We start from the raw sequence: 16,027 nt of genomic DNA on the forward strand, positions 1-16,027 counted from the left end.
TGAAGGGCGATATAGAGAATACTCTGGCAGGGGAAAGGGGGGAAAGCGGCAATTTCGCTTCTGTTTCCGATACCCCTTGAACCTTTCTGCGTGGTCCCTATAACCCACGACAATTTGGGCGCTTGGGCGGTGCCCGCGACTCGTGCAAAATCGAAGGGGCCAGGCCATGCCGAAGAGAACCGACATCAAGTCGATCATGATCATCGGGGCGGGTCCCATTGTTATCGGTCAGGCTTGCGAGTTCGACTATTCTGGAGCGCAGGCCTGCAAAGCCCTGCGCGAAGAAGGTTACCGGGTTATTCTGGTCAACTCGAACCCGGCGACAATCATGACTGACCCCGGACTTGCCGATGCCACCTATATCGAGCCGATCACGCCCGAGGTCGTCGCCAAGATCATCGAAAAGGAACGCCCTGATGCCCTGCTGCCCACAATGGGCGGGCAAACCGGTCTGAACACCTCGCTCGCGTTGGAAGAGATGGGGGTGTTGGACAAGTTCGGTGTCGAGATGATCGGTGCCAAACGCGACGCCATCGAGATGGCCGAGGACCGCAAATTGTTCCGCGAGGCGATGGATCGGCTGGGGCTGGAAAACCCTAAAGCCACCATCGTGACCGCCCCCAAGAAGGCCGACGGCTCTGCCGATCTGGACGCAGGTGTCCAGATCGCTCTGGACGAGCTGGAGGAAATCGGCCTGCCTGCCATCATCCGCCCGGCCTTTACCTTGGGCGGCACAGGCGGCGGCGTGGCCTATAACCGCGAGGATTATATCCATTTCTGCCGCTCGGGCATGGATGCCTCGCCTGTCAACCAGATCCTCGTCGATGAAAGCCTGCTGGGCTGGAAAGAATACGAGATGGAAGTGGTGCGCGACACCGCCGACAACGCCATTATCGTCTGCTCCATCGAAAACGTCGACCCGATGGGCGTGCACACGGGTGACTCGATTACCGTGGCCCCTGCCCTGACGTTGACCGACAAGGAATACCAGATCATGCGCAACGGCTCGATCGCCGTGCTGCGCGAGATCGGAGTGGAAACCGGTGGCTCGAACGTGCAATGGGCGATCAACCCCGATGATGGCCGCATGGTTGTGATCGAAATGAACCCGCGCGTGTCGCGCTCTTCGGCGCTGGCCTCCAAGGCGACGGGTTTCCCAATTGCCAAGATCGCTGCGAAACTGGCCGTGGGTTACACGCTGGACGAGCTGGACAATGACATCACCAAGGTCACGCCTGCGTCGTTTGAACCTACCATCGACTATGTCGTCACCAAGATTCCGAAATTCGCGTTTGAGAAATTCCCCGGCTCTGAGCCTTATCTGACCACTGCAATGAAGTCGGTGGGTGAGGCGATGTCCATCGGCCGCACCATTCACGAATCCATGCAAAAGGCGCTGGCCTCGATGGAGTCCGGCCTGACCGGGTTTGATGAGATCGAAATTCCGGGGCTGAGCATCGGCCTGTGGGATGAGGTCGAAAGCAGCGACGACAAGGCACATGTCATCAAAGCGATCAGCAAGCAGACCCCCGACCGCCTGCGCACTATCGCACAAGCCATGCGTCATGGCCTGACCGACGACGAAATCTTCGGCGTTACCAAGTTTGACCCCTGGTTCCTGGCCCGCATCCGCGAGATCATCGAAGCAGAGCGCACCGTGCGCAAGGACGGTTTGCCAGTGACCGAAGAAGGCATACGAAAGCTCAAGATGTTAGGCTTCACCGATGCGCGTCTGGGCAATCTGTCTGGCCGCAGCGAAGATAACGTACGCCGCGCCCGCCACAATCTGGGCGTCACCGCGGTCTTCAAACGCATCGATACCTGCGCCGCCGAGTTCGAAGCGCAAACGCCCTATATGTACTCGACTTACGAAGCGCCGATGATGGGCGATGTCGAATGCGAGGCACGCCCAAGCGACCGCAAGAAGGTCGTTATTCTTGGTGGTGGTCCGAACCGGATCGGTCAGGGGATCGAGTTCGATTATTGCTGCTGCCACGCCTGCTATGCGCTGACCGAGGCCGGGTACGAGACCATCATGGTCAATTGCAACCCCGAGACAGTCTCGACCGACTACGACACCTCGGACCGTCTGTATTTTGAGCCGCTGACCTTTGAACACGTCATGGAAATCCTGACGAAGGAACAGGAAAATGGCACGCTGCACGGTGTGATCGTTCAGTTCGGTGGGCAAACTCCGTTGAAGCTGGCCAACGCGCTTGAGGCCGAGGGTATTCCGATTCTGGGTACCACACCGGACGCAATTGACCTGGCCGAAGACCGCGAACGGTTCCAGGCGCTGGTCAATGAACTGGGCCTAAAACAGCCCAGAAACGGCATTGCCTCGACCGACGAAAAGGCGCTGGAGATTGCGGAAGAGATCGGTTTCCCGCTGGTCATTCGCCCCTCTTACGTTCTGGGCGGTCGTGCTATGGAAATCGTGCGCGACATGGATCAGCTGCGACGCTATATCAACGAGGCCGTTGTGGTCTCGGGCGACAGCCCCGTACTGCTGGACAGCTATCTGGCGGGCGCGGTCGAACTGGACGTAGACGCCCTGTGTGACGGCAACGATGTCCACGTCGCGGGCATCATGCAGCATATCGAAGAGGCGGGCGTCCACTCGGGCGATTCCGCCTGTTCGCTGCCGCCCTATTCACTGTCGAAAGAGATCATCGGGCAGATCAAGGATCAGGCGTTCAAGCTGGCCAAGGCGCTGAATGTCGTTGGCCTGATGAATGTGCAATTCGCGATCAAAGATGATGAGATCTATCTGATCGAAGTGAACCCGCGCGCGTCGCGCACCGTACCGTTTGTTGCCAAGGCCACCGACAGTGCGATTGCGTCGATTGCTGCACGCATCATGGCGGGCGAGAAGCTGGCCAACTTCCCGATGCGCCCTCCCTATCAGGAAGGCAAGGACACCAAGATCGCGGACCAGATGACGCTGGCCGATCCGAACATGCCGTGGTTCTCGGTGAAAGAAGCTGTCATGCCCTTCGCCCGTTTCCCCGGCGTCGACACCATCCTTGGCCCGGAAATGCGCTCGACCGGCGAGGTGATGGGCTGGGACCGTGACTTCCCACGTGCGTTCCTCAAGGCGCAGATGGGCGCGGGCATGGTGTTGCCGTCCTCTGGCCGTGCGTTCATTTCGATCAAGGATGCCGACAAGGGCAAAGCCATGCTGGAAGCGGCGCAAGTTCTGGTTGACCAGGGCTTTACGCTCGTGGCCACGCGCGGCACCCAAAGCTGGCTGGACGAACAGGGTGTTGCCTGTGACGTGGTGAACAAGGTGTACGAAGGCCGCCCGGATGTTGTGGACATGCTGAAAGACGGTCAGGTGCAGCTGGTGATGAACACTACCGAAGGCGCGCAGGCGGTTGAGGACAGCAAGGCCATCCGCTCGATCGCGCTGTATGATAAGATCCCATATTTCACCACCGCAGCAGGTGCCAACGCCGCTGCACTGGCGATCAAGGCGCAGGCTGAAGGCGACGTCGAGGTGAAATCGCTACAGGGGTAAAGACCCCTGACCCAAACGAAAAAGCCCCAGAGGAAACTCTGGGGCTTTTCTTTATTTCCAATGCTTTACGTAGGTATTTCCGTCGTTCTCTTTCGTTCGTCACGGGCGAAGAACAGCAGATAGAACACCGGTGCTGCAACCATTGTCAGCACAGTGGCAAATGCCAGACCGCCCATGATCGTCACTGCCATCGAGACGAAGAACGCATCCGTCAGCAGCGGCGCCATGCCCAGAATGGTCGTGACAGCCGCCAGCATGACGGGCCGCAAACGGGACACGGATGCTTCGATGATTGACTCGCGCAAGGGCTTGCCGGTGGCGCGGACCAGATCGATTTCCTCAACCAGAACAATGCCGTTCTTGATCAGCATACCCGACAGGCTGAGCAGGCCCAGAAGTGCCGTAAAGGTGAAGGGCAACCCTGTTCCCAGCAGGCCGATCACCACGCCGTTTACGGACATCGGCACCAGCAGCCAGATGATGATCGGCTGGCGGATCGCGTTGAACAACAGGACCGAGATCAACACCATGATCAGCAGGCTCAGCGGCAATTGTCTGCCCAGGCTTGCCTGTGCTTTGCGCGAGTTTTCGAACTCTCCACCCCATTCCATCTTGTAGCCGGGTGGCAGATCGATGGCCTCGATGGCGTCGCGCACTTCGGCGTGGACCTGTGCCGCTGTCAGGTCGGGCGGGATGTCGGCGCCGACGGTGATGGTCAGAACCCGATCACGACGGTGAACCAACGTATTGAGCGATTTGTACTCGAATCCATCCACCATTTGTTCAATTGGAACAAACTTTTCCGACTGGTCCGAGTACACGACCTGATCGACAATCGAGTAATCTCCGTCCGCGGGTCGGCGCAGGATAATCGGGATCAGGCGGTCGCGCTCACGGAACACACCACCCGTGATGCCGTCGGTCGAGAATTGCAGAGTGGCGGCGATATTTTCGCGCGTGACACCTGCTGTCTGCGCCCGTTCTGTTGCATAGATCGGTTGCAGCGCCAGTTCCTGTTCGCGCCAGTCGTGATGAACCAGCAGCGCGTTCGGCGATGCGGCTGCCATGCGCTGCACCGCCTCATCGGCAAGCTGGCGCAGCACGACCGGGTCGCTGCCCGAGAAGCGGGCCTGAATCGGATCACCACCGCCGGGGCCAAAGACCAGACGCTTGGTACCGAACTCACCTTCGGGGAATTGGACAGACCCAAACGCTTCAAGATCTGCTTGCAGCGCCGGGATGTCGTCCAGGCTTGCTGTGCGGATGACCATGTGCCCATAGCTGGGGTTCGGCTTTTCGGCTGAATATGTCAGCATGAAACGGGTAGCCCCCTGGCCGACAAAGGTCGTGACCGAGACGACGTCGTCGCGTGCTGCCAGCCACTCTTCGAACACCGCCATGTCTTCGGCTGTTCGTGCAATCGGTGTGCCCTGCGGCAGTTTGTAGTGCACAAAGAACAAAGGCGTGTTGGAGTTGGGGAAGAACTGCTGTTTCATCAGCCCAAACCCGGCATAACACACCACGGTTACGCCGACGAGACCAGCAACAACCAGCCAGCGGAAGCGCAGCGCAAAGCGCAGAATCGCACCATAGATGCGGAACAGGAGGCCGCCATAAGCGTCGATCTCGCCTGCTTTGCCCTGTTTGAAGAAGTAATGCCCCAATAGCGGCGTGACGGTGATCGCTAAAACCCAGCTGAGCAACAGTGAAATGCCGATCACGGCGAACAGAGAGAACAGGAATTCTCCGGTTGCGTCAGGGCTGAGGCCAATGCCCGCAAAGGCCATGATGCCAATCACGGTCGCACCCAGCAGCGGGATCTGGGTTTTTGACGCCACATCCTCGGCCGCATCGCGCGAGGACTGGCCGCGCAGCATGGATATTTGCATCCCTTCGGCCACGACGATGGCGTTGTCCACCAGCATCCCCATGGCGATGATCAGGGCACCCAGTGAGATTCGCTCCATCTCGATTGAGAAGAGCGACATGAACAGAAGCGTGCCGACCACGGTCAGCAGCAAGGTCGAGCCAACGACAATGGCCGCGCGCCAGCCCATGAAGATGCCCAGCACGGCGACCACGATGGCCACCGACATGGCAAGGTTCACGAGAAAGTCGTTCGAGGCCTGCTCGACCACCACATGTTGCTGATAGATCGGCAGGATTTCGACACCGAAGGGAATGCTTGTGTTCAACTCCGCGAATTTGGCGTCAGCGCGTTTGCCAACCTCGACAATGTTTTCAGTGGCCAGACCCGCGATGCCCAAGGTGAAAGCCTCGATCCCGTTGTAGCGGATGATAATGTCGGGGTCGTTCTGACGGGCGCGATAGACATCGGACATGTCAAAGAGGTTGATCACCTGCCCTTGCGAACCGACAGACAGGCCCGCAATGGCCGACACGCTGTCCGACCCTTCAGCCGTCAGGATGGTGGTGCGGTCGTTATCAGAGCGCAAGGACCCTGAGGAATTGACCGAATCCGCATTGGCAATCGCCTGGTTGATTGCTTGCAGCGGGACATTCTGGTTCACCGAAATCGCCAGATCGGGTTCGACAAAGATCGCCTCGTCCGGCAGGCCCTGAACCTCGACATCCGCAACGCCGTCAACGGTCAGCAGTTCCCGCCGCAGGAAGGTTGCCAGTTCGTGCTTTTCAGCGTCCGAGAACCCTTGGGCGGTCACCGCATAGAACAGGCCGAACACGTCGCCGAACCCGTCATTCACAAACGGTTGGCCGACGCCCGATGGCAGGCCGCGCGCGGCGTCGCGCACCTTGGCCCTGAGCCGGGTCCAGATGGCGGGCAGTTCGGTGCCGTCGTATGTCGACTTGATCTCAACCTCGATCAGGGACCGTCCGGGTTGATTGACCGAGGTGATGACGTTTACCTCGCCCATCTGCTGTATGGCGGATTCCAGCGGTTCCGATACTTCCAGCGCCACCTGTTCGGCGGTGGCGCCCGGGTATTGCGTGATGACAACCGCGTTCTTGATTGTAAAGGCCGGGTCTTCCAGACGGCCAAGCGATGTGAACCCCCAGATGCCCCCAATGAGAGCAATGAGAATGACCAGCCATGTGTAAAGCGGCCGGTCGATTGAGGCGCGGGCGATGTTCATCTGTCAGCCCCTCAGTTCGCGAAACCGGCGAACCGGCGCACCGTCTGACCATCCGTCAGCACAGCGCCCCCGGCCACAACGACCTCATCCCCATCTGACAGGCCCGTCAGCACCCGGACTTCGCCGGTTTGCGTGGGCTCGATGGTCACTGGGACACGGCGCACGGTGCCCTCATCCGCCCCTACCGGGGAAAACACCACGACGTTCAGCGCGCCGTTTGCGTCAGCGACTACGGCGGTCGCCGGGACGACGATGCCTGTGCGGTTGTCCTGCACCTGAACGTTGACGGTAACGGAAGAACCGGGAAAGATTTGCAGCCCCTTTGGCGGGGTCAGGCCAAACTGGATCCGGAAAGTTTGACCGACGCTGGAGGTTTCCGCGTCGAATTCACGGATTTCCAGCGGGAAGACTTCGTCACTGACCGGGAATTTCGCGGTGATGAAGAAGTCGTCATTCTGGCCAGAGCGTTGAAACAGGATCTCGGGCACATCGACCACGATGCGAAGTTCCGACATGTCGTGAATGCGGACGATGGGGGTGCCCGCCGAGACGGTCGTAAACGCCTCGACCGAGCGGCTGGAGACCAGCGCGTCAAACGGCGCGGTCAACGTGGCGTGTTCCAGTTCATATTCCGCGTCGCGCAGGGCGATTGCGGCCAGCTGCGCCTCGGTCTCGGCGTCGTCCACGGCCACCTGGCTGGCGGTTGTACCGCGCAGGCGCGACAGGCGGGCGACGGTGCGGTCGGCCTGTTCCTTTTGCAGCCGCGCCCGATCAAGGCGCAGCTCGAACGGTTCCTGATCCAGGCGGGCAATCAGACCATCCTTGGGAATCATGAAGCCTTCGTTGATGGGCATCTCGACAATCTGGCCGGCAACCTGAAAGGCAAGATCAACGGTCTGGCGCGCGGCGACGCGGCCAAAGAACTGCCGCGTGAAACCCGGCGCGGTTTCGCGCACCTGCATGAGTTTCACCGGTTTCGGGGTATCTTGAGCGGCAATCGGGGTTGCCAGAATGGCCAGTGCAAGGCCCAGAGAGGTCAGGAGTTTCATTTCTTCAATCCCTCGGGAATTCCCGTTTTCAATACGTTGTCGCGGATTTTGCGCGCCAGTCGCGCGAATTCGGCAGTTTCTTGTTCGTTTAGGCCCGAGGCCCTGTGAAACAGGTCCCCGGCGGCAGCGACCAGCATGTTGCGGGCCTCTTCGCCCTGCTCTGTCAGCACCAGCAACCAGGCCCGGCGGTCTTCGGGGTCACGCCGCCGCGTCAGGTAGCCCGTTTTTTCAAGGGCATCGGCTGTGGCGGTGATCGTTGACGGGACGCTTAACATATCAGCGGCCAGAACGCCCATGCGCTTGGGCTGATCCAGTTTGATCAGCATGTGGCATTCCGGGTGGTTCAGGTCTGTTTCGATACAGTCGAAGGTCTCTTCCAGTTTCCAGTACAGGGCATAGACGCCCATGATCGCCTGAATCTCGGGGCTGAGGCGGCCCAGTCTGGCGCTGATATCGTCTGGCATTGGGGGGTCTCCGCGCGGGTTACGGGGCGATATACTTCAATTTCTGAACTATTCAAGATATGAAACTGCGCCCCGGAACGAATTCCCTTAGGTCAACATATCTTGATCAAATCACGCCATGACTGCATTTTGGGCGAATCCGAAACATTCAGGACCCGCCATGTATACCCCCGCCATCACCGGTACCGGTGTCTTCACCCCGGAAAACGTCATCACCAACGCGGAGCTTGTTGAAGCGTTCAACGCCTATGCCGACAAGCAGAACGCGAAGAATGCCGAGGCCATCGCAGCCGGGCAGATGGAGGCGATGCAGCATTCCTCGGAAGAGTTCATCGTCAAGGCGTCGGGCATTCAGAACCGCTACGTGATGGACAAGTCCGGGGTGCTGAACCCCGACGTGATGCACCCGACGCTGCGCCAGCGCAACGATGACGAGCCCGGGATCATGACCGAGATGGCAGTGGATGCCTGCAAGAAGGCGCTGGCGCAGGCGGGGCGCACGGCGGCGGATGTCGATCTGGTGATCTGTGCGGCCTCGAACCACGAGCGCGCCTATCCGGCGATTGCAATCGAGATTCAGCAGGAACTGGGTATCGACGGGTTCGGCTTTGACATGAATGTCGCCTGTTCTTCGGCCACGTTCGGCATTCAGGCGGCGGCGGATATGGTGCGGTCCGGTTCGGTGCGCGCGGCGTTGGTGGTGAACCCTGAAATCTGCTCGGGCCATCTGGAATGGCGCGACCGGGATTGTCACTTTATCTTTGGCGATGTGGCAACGGCAACGCTGATCGAGCGGATCGAAGACGCAAAAGGCCCGCATTTCGAAATCCTGTCGACCCGCTGTGCCACCGCCTTTTCCAACAATATCCGAAACAACAACGGTTTCCTGCGCCGGTCGCGCCCCGATGGTGTGATTGACCGCCGCGACATGCAGTTCATGCAGAACGGCCGGAAGGTGTTCAAGGAAGTGTTGCCGATGGTCAGCAAGCATATCAGCGACCATATGGAGGCCGAAGGGGTCAGCAATACCGACCTCAAACGCCTGTGGCTGCATCAGGCCAACAAGACGATGAACGACTTCATCGGCAAGAAGGTTCTGGGCCGCGAACCCGAAGCGGGCGAGCAACCCAATATCCTTCAGGATTATGCGAACACCTCATCCGCAGGGTCGATCATTGCGTTTTCGAAATACTCTGACGATCTGCAAGAGGGCGATCTGGGCCTGATCTGTTCTTTTGGGGCCGGGTATTCGGTTGGATCGGTGATCGTGAAGCGTCACGCCTGATCGGCATTCCGCAAAGCGCTGACGGCCTAGAGATCGGCCGCGAGCTGAAAAACCTGAAACGCGGCCCCTTCCCCACCATCAATCCGGCTGAGATAGGCGGGGGTTTCACCCTTGGCTAGCTGGGATTGCAGCCCGCGCCCCTGAGATGCCCAATCCCAGAATTCGGCACGGGGCGCGGCGGTGCACAGCAGCACATAGCTTACACCCAGCGCAGCAAGACGCGGACCGGCCTGGGACGCATCCATACGCAAAACCGCGATCTGCGCCTGAATTCCGGCCCGGTTGCGGTGATAATTCCCAGCCAGAACCGAATGATCAGTATAGCGCAGCACCTCTGCCGCATAATCGAAATCGACCAGAACCATTCCGGCTGGCAGGTCTTGCAGGGCCGCGTAGGCCTCGGGCGCTTTGCAGGGGGCGCCGATGTTTTGCGAATCCTGTGCTACCTCGGCGACGGGTGCCGCAAGGGATGGGCGCGCAAACCGTTCCAGCTGTTTTTCCACGCTGATGCCGATCTTTGGCGAGACGCAGACGATAAAGCCTATCATAGCCAAGCCGGAGAGCGTGCGGCCATGGGTTCTGTAACTGACGTAAAGGGCCCGCAGCACCTGAGCCTGAACAGCCACAAGGGACACGCCCAGAAACGTCATCATCCGGGACTGGTACAGAAACATGGAAAACCCGGTCACAATCAGCGCCAGAAACAGGAGGTAATCCATTTTGTCTTGTGACTGGCGGGCAAAGATCAAGGCCGCCACCGCCGTGATGACAGACATGGCGATCAGGGCCGCAGCCTCGCCCAGATGCCGTTCCAGAACGACGGTGATATTCTGTGCTTCAGCGACCTGGCTGAGCCAGAAGTCGCGCATGTCCTGAGGCAGATCCGCAATCGGGTTTTCAAGGCAGTGGGGTGCAAATGCGTAAGCGCAGCCAAGTGTTACAGCGCCTATCACAAGACACGCGCCGATACGCCCCCAATAGGACCAGCCCGACCCGACCCAGGCTGCTGCACACAGGCACAGGGCCGCGATCCCGGCCGGCAGGGCCACACTGATCGTCAGGGCATCGCAACTTGGAAACAGAAAGCCCTGACGTCCCGTTGTTGCAACGCTGGCCAGCAACAGGGTCAGCGCCAGCCCGGCTCCAAACACCATGGTGTTGCGGCGGGCGGCTGTGCCGGTCACGATCCAGTCAATCGCAAGGAACACCGCGATAACCGCGATCTGCACGATCGATTCGGTGCCGACGGACACCGAAAGGGCGAGGCAGGCACCCAGCCACCCCGCAGCAGAGGGTTTGGCCTTGCGCAGGACAAAGAACATGAGGGCCGCTGCAAACAGCAGAATCTGAACATTGTGGTGGTCAAAAGAGAAATAGTCGAACTTCCGATAATGTTCGAGCGTCAGCACGCCGACCACCAGTGCCGAAACCGCGCCATTGCGCCCGCCCAAAGCTCCACCGGTGACAGCAAAGGCCCACAGGGTCAGCCCCGCCAGCAGCACCGGCCAGACAAACGCAGTCACTTGCAAGGCGCTGTCGGGTGGCACGACCATCGCGGACAGTGTGTAGAGCCCGGCAATCGGCGCATCGACAAGCCGGGACCAGTGCATCAGCGTGCCGTCACCCGGCCCCAGCCGATGCTGATAGGCGTCAAACCAGCCCTGCCCCGCCAGCAGGTCCTGCACCATGACCCAGCGCATCGCGTCATCGGGGCCTTCCTGATAAGCACCAAACAGCACCGTGGCCAGAAAAAGCGTATAGACAAACAGGAACGACCGCCAAACCATATGGTCTGCGAGAACGCTGTAATTTCCCTGCATTTTCTGCATGGTTTACTGCCCTTGACGATCTTGCCTGCGCCGCAGCTTATCGGAAAGACGTGACTGAATTGAGGCACAGGGTCCGGTTGGTGATCATTCCACAAAGCGCACGACATCTGCTGCAATCCGGGCAGGCGGAATTTGGCCGGTTACGGACCGCAGTCAAGCCTAGCTGACGCTTTCTTCTTCCAGGTGCAGTTTCATTTCAATCAGGACCTGCTGAAGCAAACTGGTTTCTTTCAGAAGCCTTTTGGCTTCGTTCACCGTGATGATGCCATCTTCGATTGCGGACTGATATTCAGTCATCAGCATTGCAAACCGCTGGCTGAGCGCGATGACATCCGAATTCACCCCGCCTGTGCGAGGATCCTCGGTGTTGCGTTCGCTGTAGGACAAGGTGATGTTTTTCAGATCCGCCAGCGCGGATGTCACATGCGGATAAGTTGCTGCGTTTTCAAGCCGAGCCACCGCATCCACGGGCATGAACCTGTCCGCGTGTTCGGCATTGTCCGAATAATACCGGCCCAAGGTCGCCTTGGATTTTCCGGTGATTTCACAAGCAGCTTCTATTCCGACATCTTTGACCAGCGCTTCTGTGTGTTTCTTCAGATAGGCCCCGATATCTGCCATTGATTTACCTTTATTACCTGCAAACGCCCGCCCGGTGTCCAAACCGGGGAAAGCGTCGGGAAATTTCCCATACCTGAGTCATAATTGAAATGTCATACATTGACTATCCCTCAGATAAGCGGGGGATTTTGTGAGTGAGTGGCGGCAGTTCAAGCCGGTAAAGAGTGATTGCAGGGCGGTATTGTTGGGCCTTGCTTTGTTTTGGCCACATGTTGGCCGACGGCGTCGCTGTTGCAGACGCGGGGGTTCCATCCCCTACGAGCCCAGCTCGGCCTCTGCACACGCAACGGCGACGTCGCTTCTTACGACCGATTGCTCTCTTGTTCCTTTTCGTCGGGCGTTTTAGACCCACGCCATGGCAAAGCTGTATTTCAACTATTCCACCATGAACGCGGGCAAGTCGACCGTGTTGCTACAGGCGTCGCACAACTATCGCGAGCGCGGGATGCAGACCTATCTGATGACCGCCGCCCTTGACGGGCGGGCGGGTGCGGGGCGGATTGCATCGCGCATCGGCATATCGGAGCAGGCTGACACGTTCACACCCGAAGATGATGTCTTCGCCATGATCCGATCCCGGCTGGACAATGGTTCCGTGGCCTGCGTTTTCATTGATGAGGCACAATTCCTGTCCGAGGCGCAGGTCTGGCAACTGGCCCGTGCGGTGGACGATCTGGATGTGCCGGTGCTGGCTTATGGGCTGCGGGTGGATTTTCAGGGCAAACTGTTCCCCGGTTCCGCCGCCCTGCTGGCCCTTGCCGACGAAATGCGCGAGGTGCGCACGATCTGTGAATGCGGTCGCAAGGCCACGATGGTGATTCGGCGGGATGAAACCGGCAAGGCCATCACCGAAGGGGCGCAGGTGCAGATTGGCGGGAACGAGACCTATGTCTCGCTCTGCCGTAAACACTGGCGTGAGGCGGTGGGCGACTAGACCGGGTTGGGCAGCGCCCTGCCCGCGACAAAGGCCGCCACGTTATCCAGCGCCATGTGACCCATGCTGCTGCGCACCTCTTCGGTGGCTGTACCCAGATGGGGCAGCAGGGTGACGTTTTCCATATCGCACAGAGCTTGCGGCACTTTGGGTTCAAATTCGTAGACGTCCAGCCCCGCCCCCGCGATCTGACCGGTTTGCAGAGCCGTTATCAGCGCGGCCTCGTCCACCACCTCGCCACGGGCGATGTTGACCAGAATAGCCGAGGGGTTCATCGCCTCAAGAACCTGCGCATTGATCAGGTGGCGGGTTTCCGCACCACCGGGAACGGCAAGCACAAGAAAATCGACCGAGGCGGCGAGTGTTTCAAGGTCAGGTGTGAATTCCGCCGGGAAATCCAGATCTTTTGCATTGCGGGACTGATAGGCCACCTGCATTGCAAACCCGAAATGACAGCGGCGCGCGATGGCCTGCCCGATGCGGCCCATACCGACGATGCCCACGCGCTTGCCGGTCACATGATGGCCCAGCATCTGCGTCGGGTGCCAGCCCTGCCACTGACCCGACCGCACCAGCCGCTCACCCTCACCTGCGCGCCGGGCTGTGGTCAGCAGCAGGGTCATGGCGATATCAGCCGTGGCATCGGTCACCGCACCGGGGGTGTTGGTCACGTCAACCCCGGCCGCACGTGCGGCATCCACGTCGATATGGTTGAAGCCAACACCGAAATTGGCCAGCAGCTTGCAGCGTGGCTGACCTGCATCCGCAAAGACCTGAGCCGAGAACTGATCGCCCAGTGTCGGCACGACCACGTCATAGTCGGCCAGAGCGGCCAGCATCTCCTGCCGTGACATGGGCAGGGTGTTTTCCCGGATGGTCACATCGAAATCGGCGCGGGCGCGCGATTCGACTGCCGGAGTCATCGGGCGCGTGATCAGCAGTTTCATCAGTGCATCCGCCCGCCGGTTGGAACCTTGCCGTCGGGGCCGATCAAAACGATCTCGCCGCTGTCATCGGGCAAACCCAGCACCAGAACCTCGGACATGAACTTGCCGATCTGGCGCGGAGGGAAGTTGACGACAGCCATGACCTGTTTGCCGACCAGAGTGGCCGGATCGTAATGCGCGGTGATCTGGGCCGAAGTCTTGCGCTCGCCAATCTCGTCGCCAAAGTCGATCCACATTTTGATCGCGGGTTTGCGGGCCTCGGGATAGGGTTCGGCGCGGATCACCTCGCCCACGCGAATATCGACCTTGAGGAAGTCATCGAACGAAATTTCACTCACGCGAGAGCTCCTTGGATCGGTCGGTTGCAGCCTTGACGGCACGATGCAGCAGGTCGGGAAAGCCGGTTTCCTGATGCATCAGCACCTCAAGCGCGGCTTGTGTGGTACCGTTCGGAGAGGTCACGTTGATGCGCAGCTGTGCCGGGTCTTCGTCGGACGCCATGGCCAGCGCCCCGGCACCGGCCACTGTGGACTTGGCCAGTTTCATCGCAAGCTCGGCAGGCAGGCCGTGCGCCTCGCCCGCAGCGGCCAGAGTTTCGATCAGATGGAACACATAGGCCGGGCCGGACCCGCTGAGCCCGGTGACGGCGTCCATCTGTGCCTCATCCTCAAGGCGTACGGTCTGACCCACTGCTGCCAACAGGTTTTCGGCCTGTTCCATATCGGCCTCGGAGGCGTGTGCGTTGCCGATCAGTGCCGTGATGCCCTGACGGATGGCGGCGGGCGTGTTGGGCATGGCACGAATGATCGGGGTGTCACCGCCCAGAACAGATTCGAAGGTGGCAATCGAGGTGCCAGCCGCAACCGAAATGAACAGGCTGGACCCACCGCCCAGTGCCTGAAGGGCAGGCAGGGCTTCGCCCATCATCTGCGGTTTGACCGCAACCAGCACCACGGCGGGGGATTCGGGCAACGGTGCGTTGATATTGACGCCCTGCGCCTTCAGCCAATCTGACGGGTAGGGATCGATGACCCAAACGGAAGCTGGCGGAAGGCCGTGTTCCAGCCATCCCGCCAACATTGCGGACCCCATCTTTCCGCACCCCAGAAGCACAAGCCCCTGTTCGGCCACTCGCGTCATGTCCATTTGCCCCTCCCGCTTTACATATCGGTTCGGAGCAAAGGTTTACGCGCGGCCGTAGGCCTCTGCAATGGCCACTTGCATGGCTTCTTCTGGCCCTCTGTTGCCCCAGGTCACCAATTGGATCGCGGGGTAGTACCGCTCGGCGCTCATGACGGCGGCATTGATCATCGTGTCGATCTGGTCAGCGCTGGCAGTTTGCCCGCCTGCAAGGACCAGACCATAGCGATAGACCATCAGCTTCTGGTTTGCCCAATAGGTAAACGCGCCTGCCCAGCACTGGTCGTTCATCTTGTTGAGCAGCTCATAGAGCTGCATTTCACGCTCAGCCGGTGGTTCCATTTCGAAGCTGCACACCATGCGCAGCGTTTCGTCATAGTTGGACCAGGCCAGTGTGATCGAGTAGGTGCGCCACTGCCCTTCAACGGCCATGGCAATCTGATCGTCCCCAATGCGATCAAAATCCCAGTCGTGATGTTCGGCCAGATGCTCAACAATGTCGATCGGATGAATGTCTTCTTCGAGATACTGCTCGGAAAGGGCCATAATGCCACCTCACTAATCTCTAGCATTTCGGGGCTGGCAGCGCCCCAGCGCTAGTTGCCTGCTCTACAAACCGGGCTTCCCCCATAGGCCTGTACTAAATATGGTGCGATGTGGCGTAAGTTCTGGCAACCCTAATTATTGGGGATAACAGCAATAAGTTGTGGACAGAAGGCAACGGCGCTCAAAATATTGGCGTCAGAGTCAGCTTTATCTTGAATAAATTATGCGACGCGTCAGAATACACAGCACCGCACAATCCGGGCTGGATTGCGCGGCGGCTTGCTTTGTCCGAAAATTGTGAAAACAGGGAACGCCGGGGCGTTATTTGTCCAGTTTTGCCTCGAGCGCGGCGATGCGGGCTTCGAGTGCAGCGTTTTCTTCGCGCGCCTTCTGGGCCATGGCGCGCACGGCGTCAAATTCTTCACGGGTAACGAAATCGCGATCGGCCAGCCAGCGGTCGATCATCGACTTCATCGCGTTTTCAGCCTCTTCCCGCGCGCCCTGCGCCACGCCCATGGCGTTGGTCATCAGTTGGGACACGTCATCCAGGATCTTGTTGCGGGTCTGCATATCTGTTCT

General features: G+C 59.5%; 13 protein-coding genes. 3 read left to right on the forward strand and 10 right to left on the reverse strand.

What is annotated here, in order from left to right; translation table 11 throughout:
* Positions 1–166 precede the first annotated feature (166 nt).
* A complete protein-coding gene (gene carB, locus AC2FLU_RS18075; RefSeq protein ID WP_496809342.1) occupies positions 167–3,520 on the forward strand; it encodes a carbamoyl-phosphate synthase large subunit in 3,354 nt (1,117 codons plus the stop codon).
* Between the two features lie 65 nt (positions 3,521–3,585).
* Here the strand turns inward: carB and AC2FLU_RS18080 are convergent, their stop codons facing one another.
* The 3 genes from AC2FLU_RS18080 to AC2FLU_RS18090 are packed head-to-tail and all read right to left on the reverse strand — an operon-like array spanning position 3,586 to position 8,146.
* A complete protein-coding gene (locus tag AC2FLU_RS18080) occupies positions 3,586–6,633 on the reverse strand; it encodes an efflux RND transporter permease subunit (RefSeq protein WP_496812070.1) in 3,048 nt (1,015 codons plus the stop codon).
* An 11-nt stretch (positions 6,634–6,644) separates the two neighbouring features.
* The gene (locus tag AC2FLU_RS18085; protein WP_480493636.1) at positions 6,645–7,682 is read right to left on the reverse strand and encodes an efflux RND transporter periplasmic adaptor subunit; all 1,038 of its coding nucleotides are present in this window, start codon (positions 7,680–7,682) and stop codon (positions 6,645–6,647) included.
* Complete coding sequence (locus AC2FLU_RS18090) at positions 7,679–8,146, reverse strand: MarR family winged helix-turn-helix transcriptional regulator (protein WP_480493635.1); 468 nt, start codon at positions 8,144–8,146, stop codon at positions 7,679–7,681. Before AC2FLU_RS18090 ends, AC2FLU_RS18085 begins: the two co-directional genes overlap by 4 nt.
* A gap of 160 nt (positions 8,147–8,306) precedes the next feature.
* On the opposite strand from AC2FLU_RS18090, the gene AC2FLU_RS18095 reads away from it, so the two are divergent.
* Positions 8,307–9,431, forward strand: a complete 1,125-nt coding sequence (locus AC2FLU_RS18095) for a beta-ketoacyl-ACP synthase III (protein WP_480482230.1) — start codon at positions 8,307–8,309, stop codon at positions 9,429–9,431.
* A 26-nt stretch (positions 9,432–9,457) separates the two neighbouring features.
* On the opposite strand, the gene AC2FLU_RS18100 is transcribed toward AC2FLU_RS18095, so the two are convergent.
* The gene (locus tag AC2FLU_RS18100; protein WP_496809344.1) at positions 9,458–11,260 is read right to left on the reverse strand and encodes a hypothetical protein; all 1,803 of its coding nucleotides are present in this window, start codon (positions 11,258–11,260) and stop codon (positions 9,458–9,460) included.
* A gap of 159 nt (positions 11,261–11,419) precedes the next feature.
* A complete protein-coding gene (locus tag AC2FLU_RS18105) occupies positions 11,420–11,881 on the reverse strand; it encodes a hypothetical protein (protein ID WP_480475505.1) in 462 nt (153 codons plus the stop codon).
* Between the two features lie 355 nt (positions 11,882–12,236).
* Here AC2FLU_RS18105 and AC2FLU_RS18110 point away from each other — a divergent pair, with 355 nt between their 5' ends.
* Positions 12,237–12,815 carry a thymidine kinase gene (locus AC2FLU_RS18110; protein WP_480519134.1) on the forward strand — a complete coding sequence of 193 codons (579 nt, stop codon included), beginning with the start codon at positions 12,237–12,239 and terminating at the stop codon, positions 12,813–12,815.
* On the opposite strand, the gene AC2FLU_RS18115 is transcribed toward AC2FLU_RS18110, so the two are convergent.
* From AC2FLU_RS18115 to AC2FLU_RS18135, 5 genes are all read right to left on the reverse strand, one after another.
* The gene (locus tag AC2FLU_RS18115; protein WP_496809345.1) at positions 12,812–13,762 is read right to left on the reverse strand and encodes a 2-hydroxyacid dehydrogenase; all 951 of its coding nucleotides are present in this window, start codon (positions 13,760–13,762) and stop codon (positions 12,812–12,814) included. The two genes, AC2FLU_RS18110 and AC2FLU_RS18115, sit on opposite strands and share 4 nt — an antisense overlap.
* The gene (locus AC2FLU_RS18120; RefSeq protein ID WP_267362951.1) at positions 13,762–14,100 is read right to left on the reverse strand and encodes a tRNA-binding protein; all 339 of its coding nucleotides are present in this window, start codon (positions 14,098–14,100) and stop codon (positions 13,762–13,764) included. The genes AC2FLU_RS18115 and AC2FLU_RS18120 overlap by 1 nt, the downstream gene beginning before the upstream one ends.
* Positions 14,093–14,908: a pyrroline-5-carboxylate reductase gene (gene proC, locus AC2FLU_RS18125; RefSeq protein WP_480519138.1), complete on the reverse strand. Its 816-nt coding sequence runs from the start codon at positions 14,906–14,908 to the stop codon at positions 14,093–14,095. The genes AC2FLU_RS18120 and proC overlap by 8 nt, the downstream gene beginning before the upstream one ends.
* A gap of 39 nt (positions 14,909–14,947) precedes the next feature.
* Complete coding sequence (locus tag AC2FLU_RS18130; RefSeq protein ID WP_209598027.1) at positions 14,948–15,448, reverse strand: type III secretion system chaperone family protein; 501 nt, start codon at positions 15,446–15,448, stop codon at positions 14,948–14,950.
* A gap of 321 nt (positions 15,449–15,769) precedes the next feature.
* On the reverse strand, positions 15,770–16,018 hold the full coding sequence (locus AC2FLU_RS18135) for an accessory factor UbiK family protein (protein ID WP_050604795.1): 249 nt from the start codon (positions 16,016–16,018) through the stop codon (positions 15,770–15,772).
* Positions 16,019–16,027 lie beyond the last annotated feature (9 nt).

The sequence above is a fragment of the Ruegeria sp. SAZD013 genome (assembly GCF_059612525.1).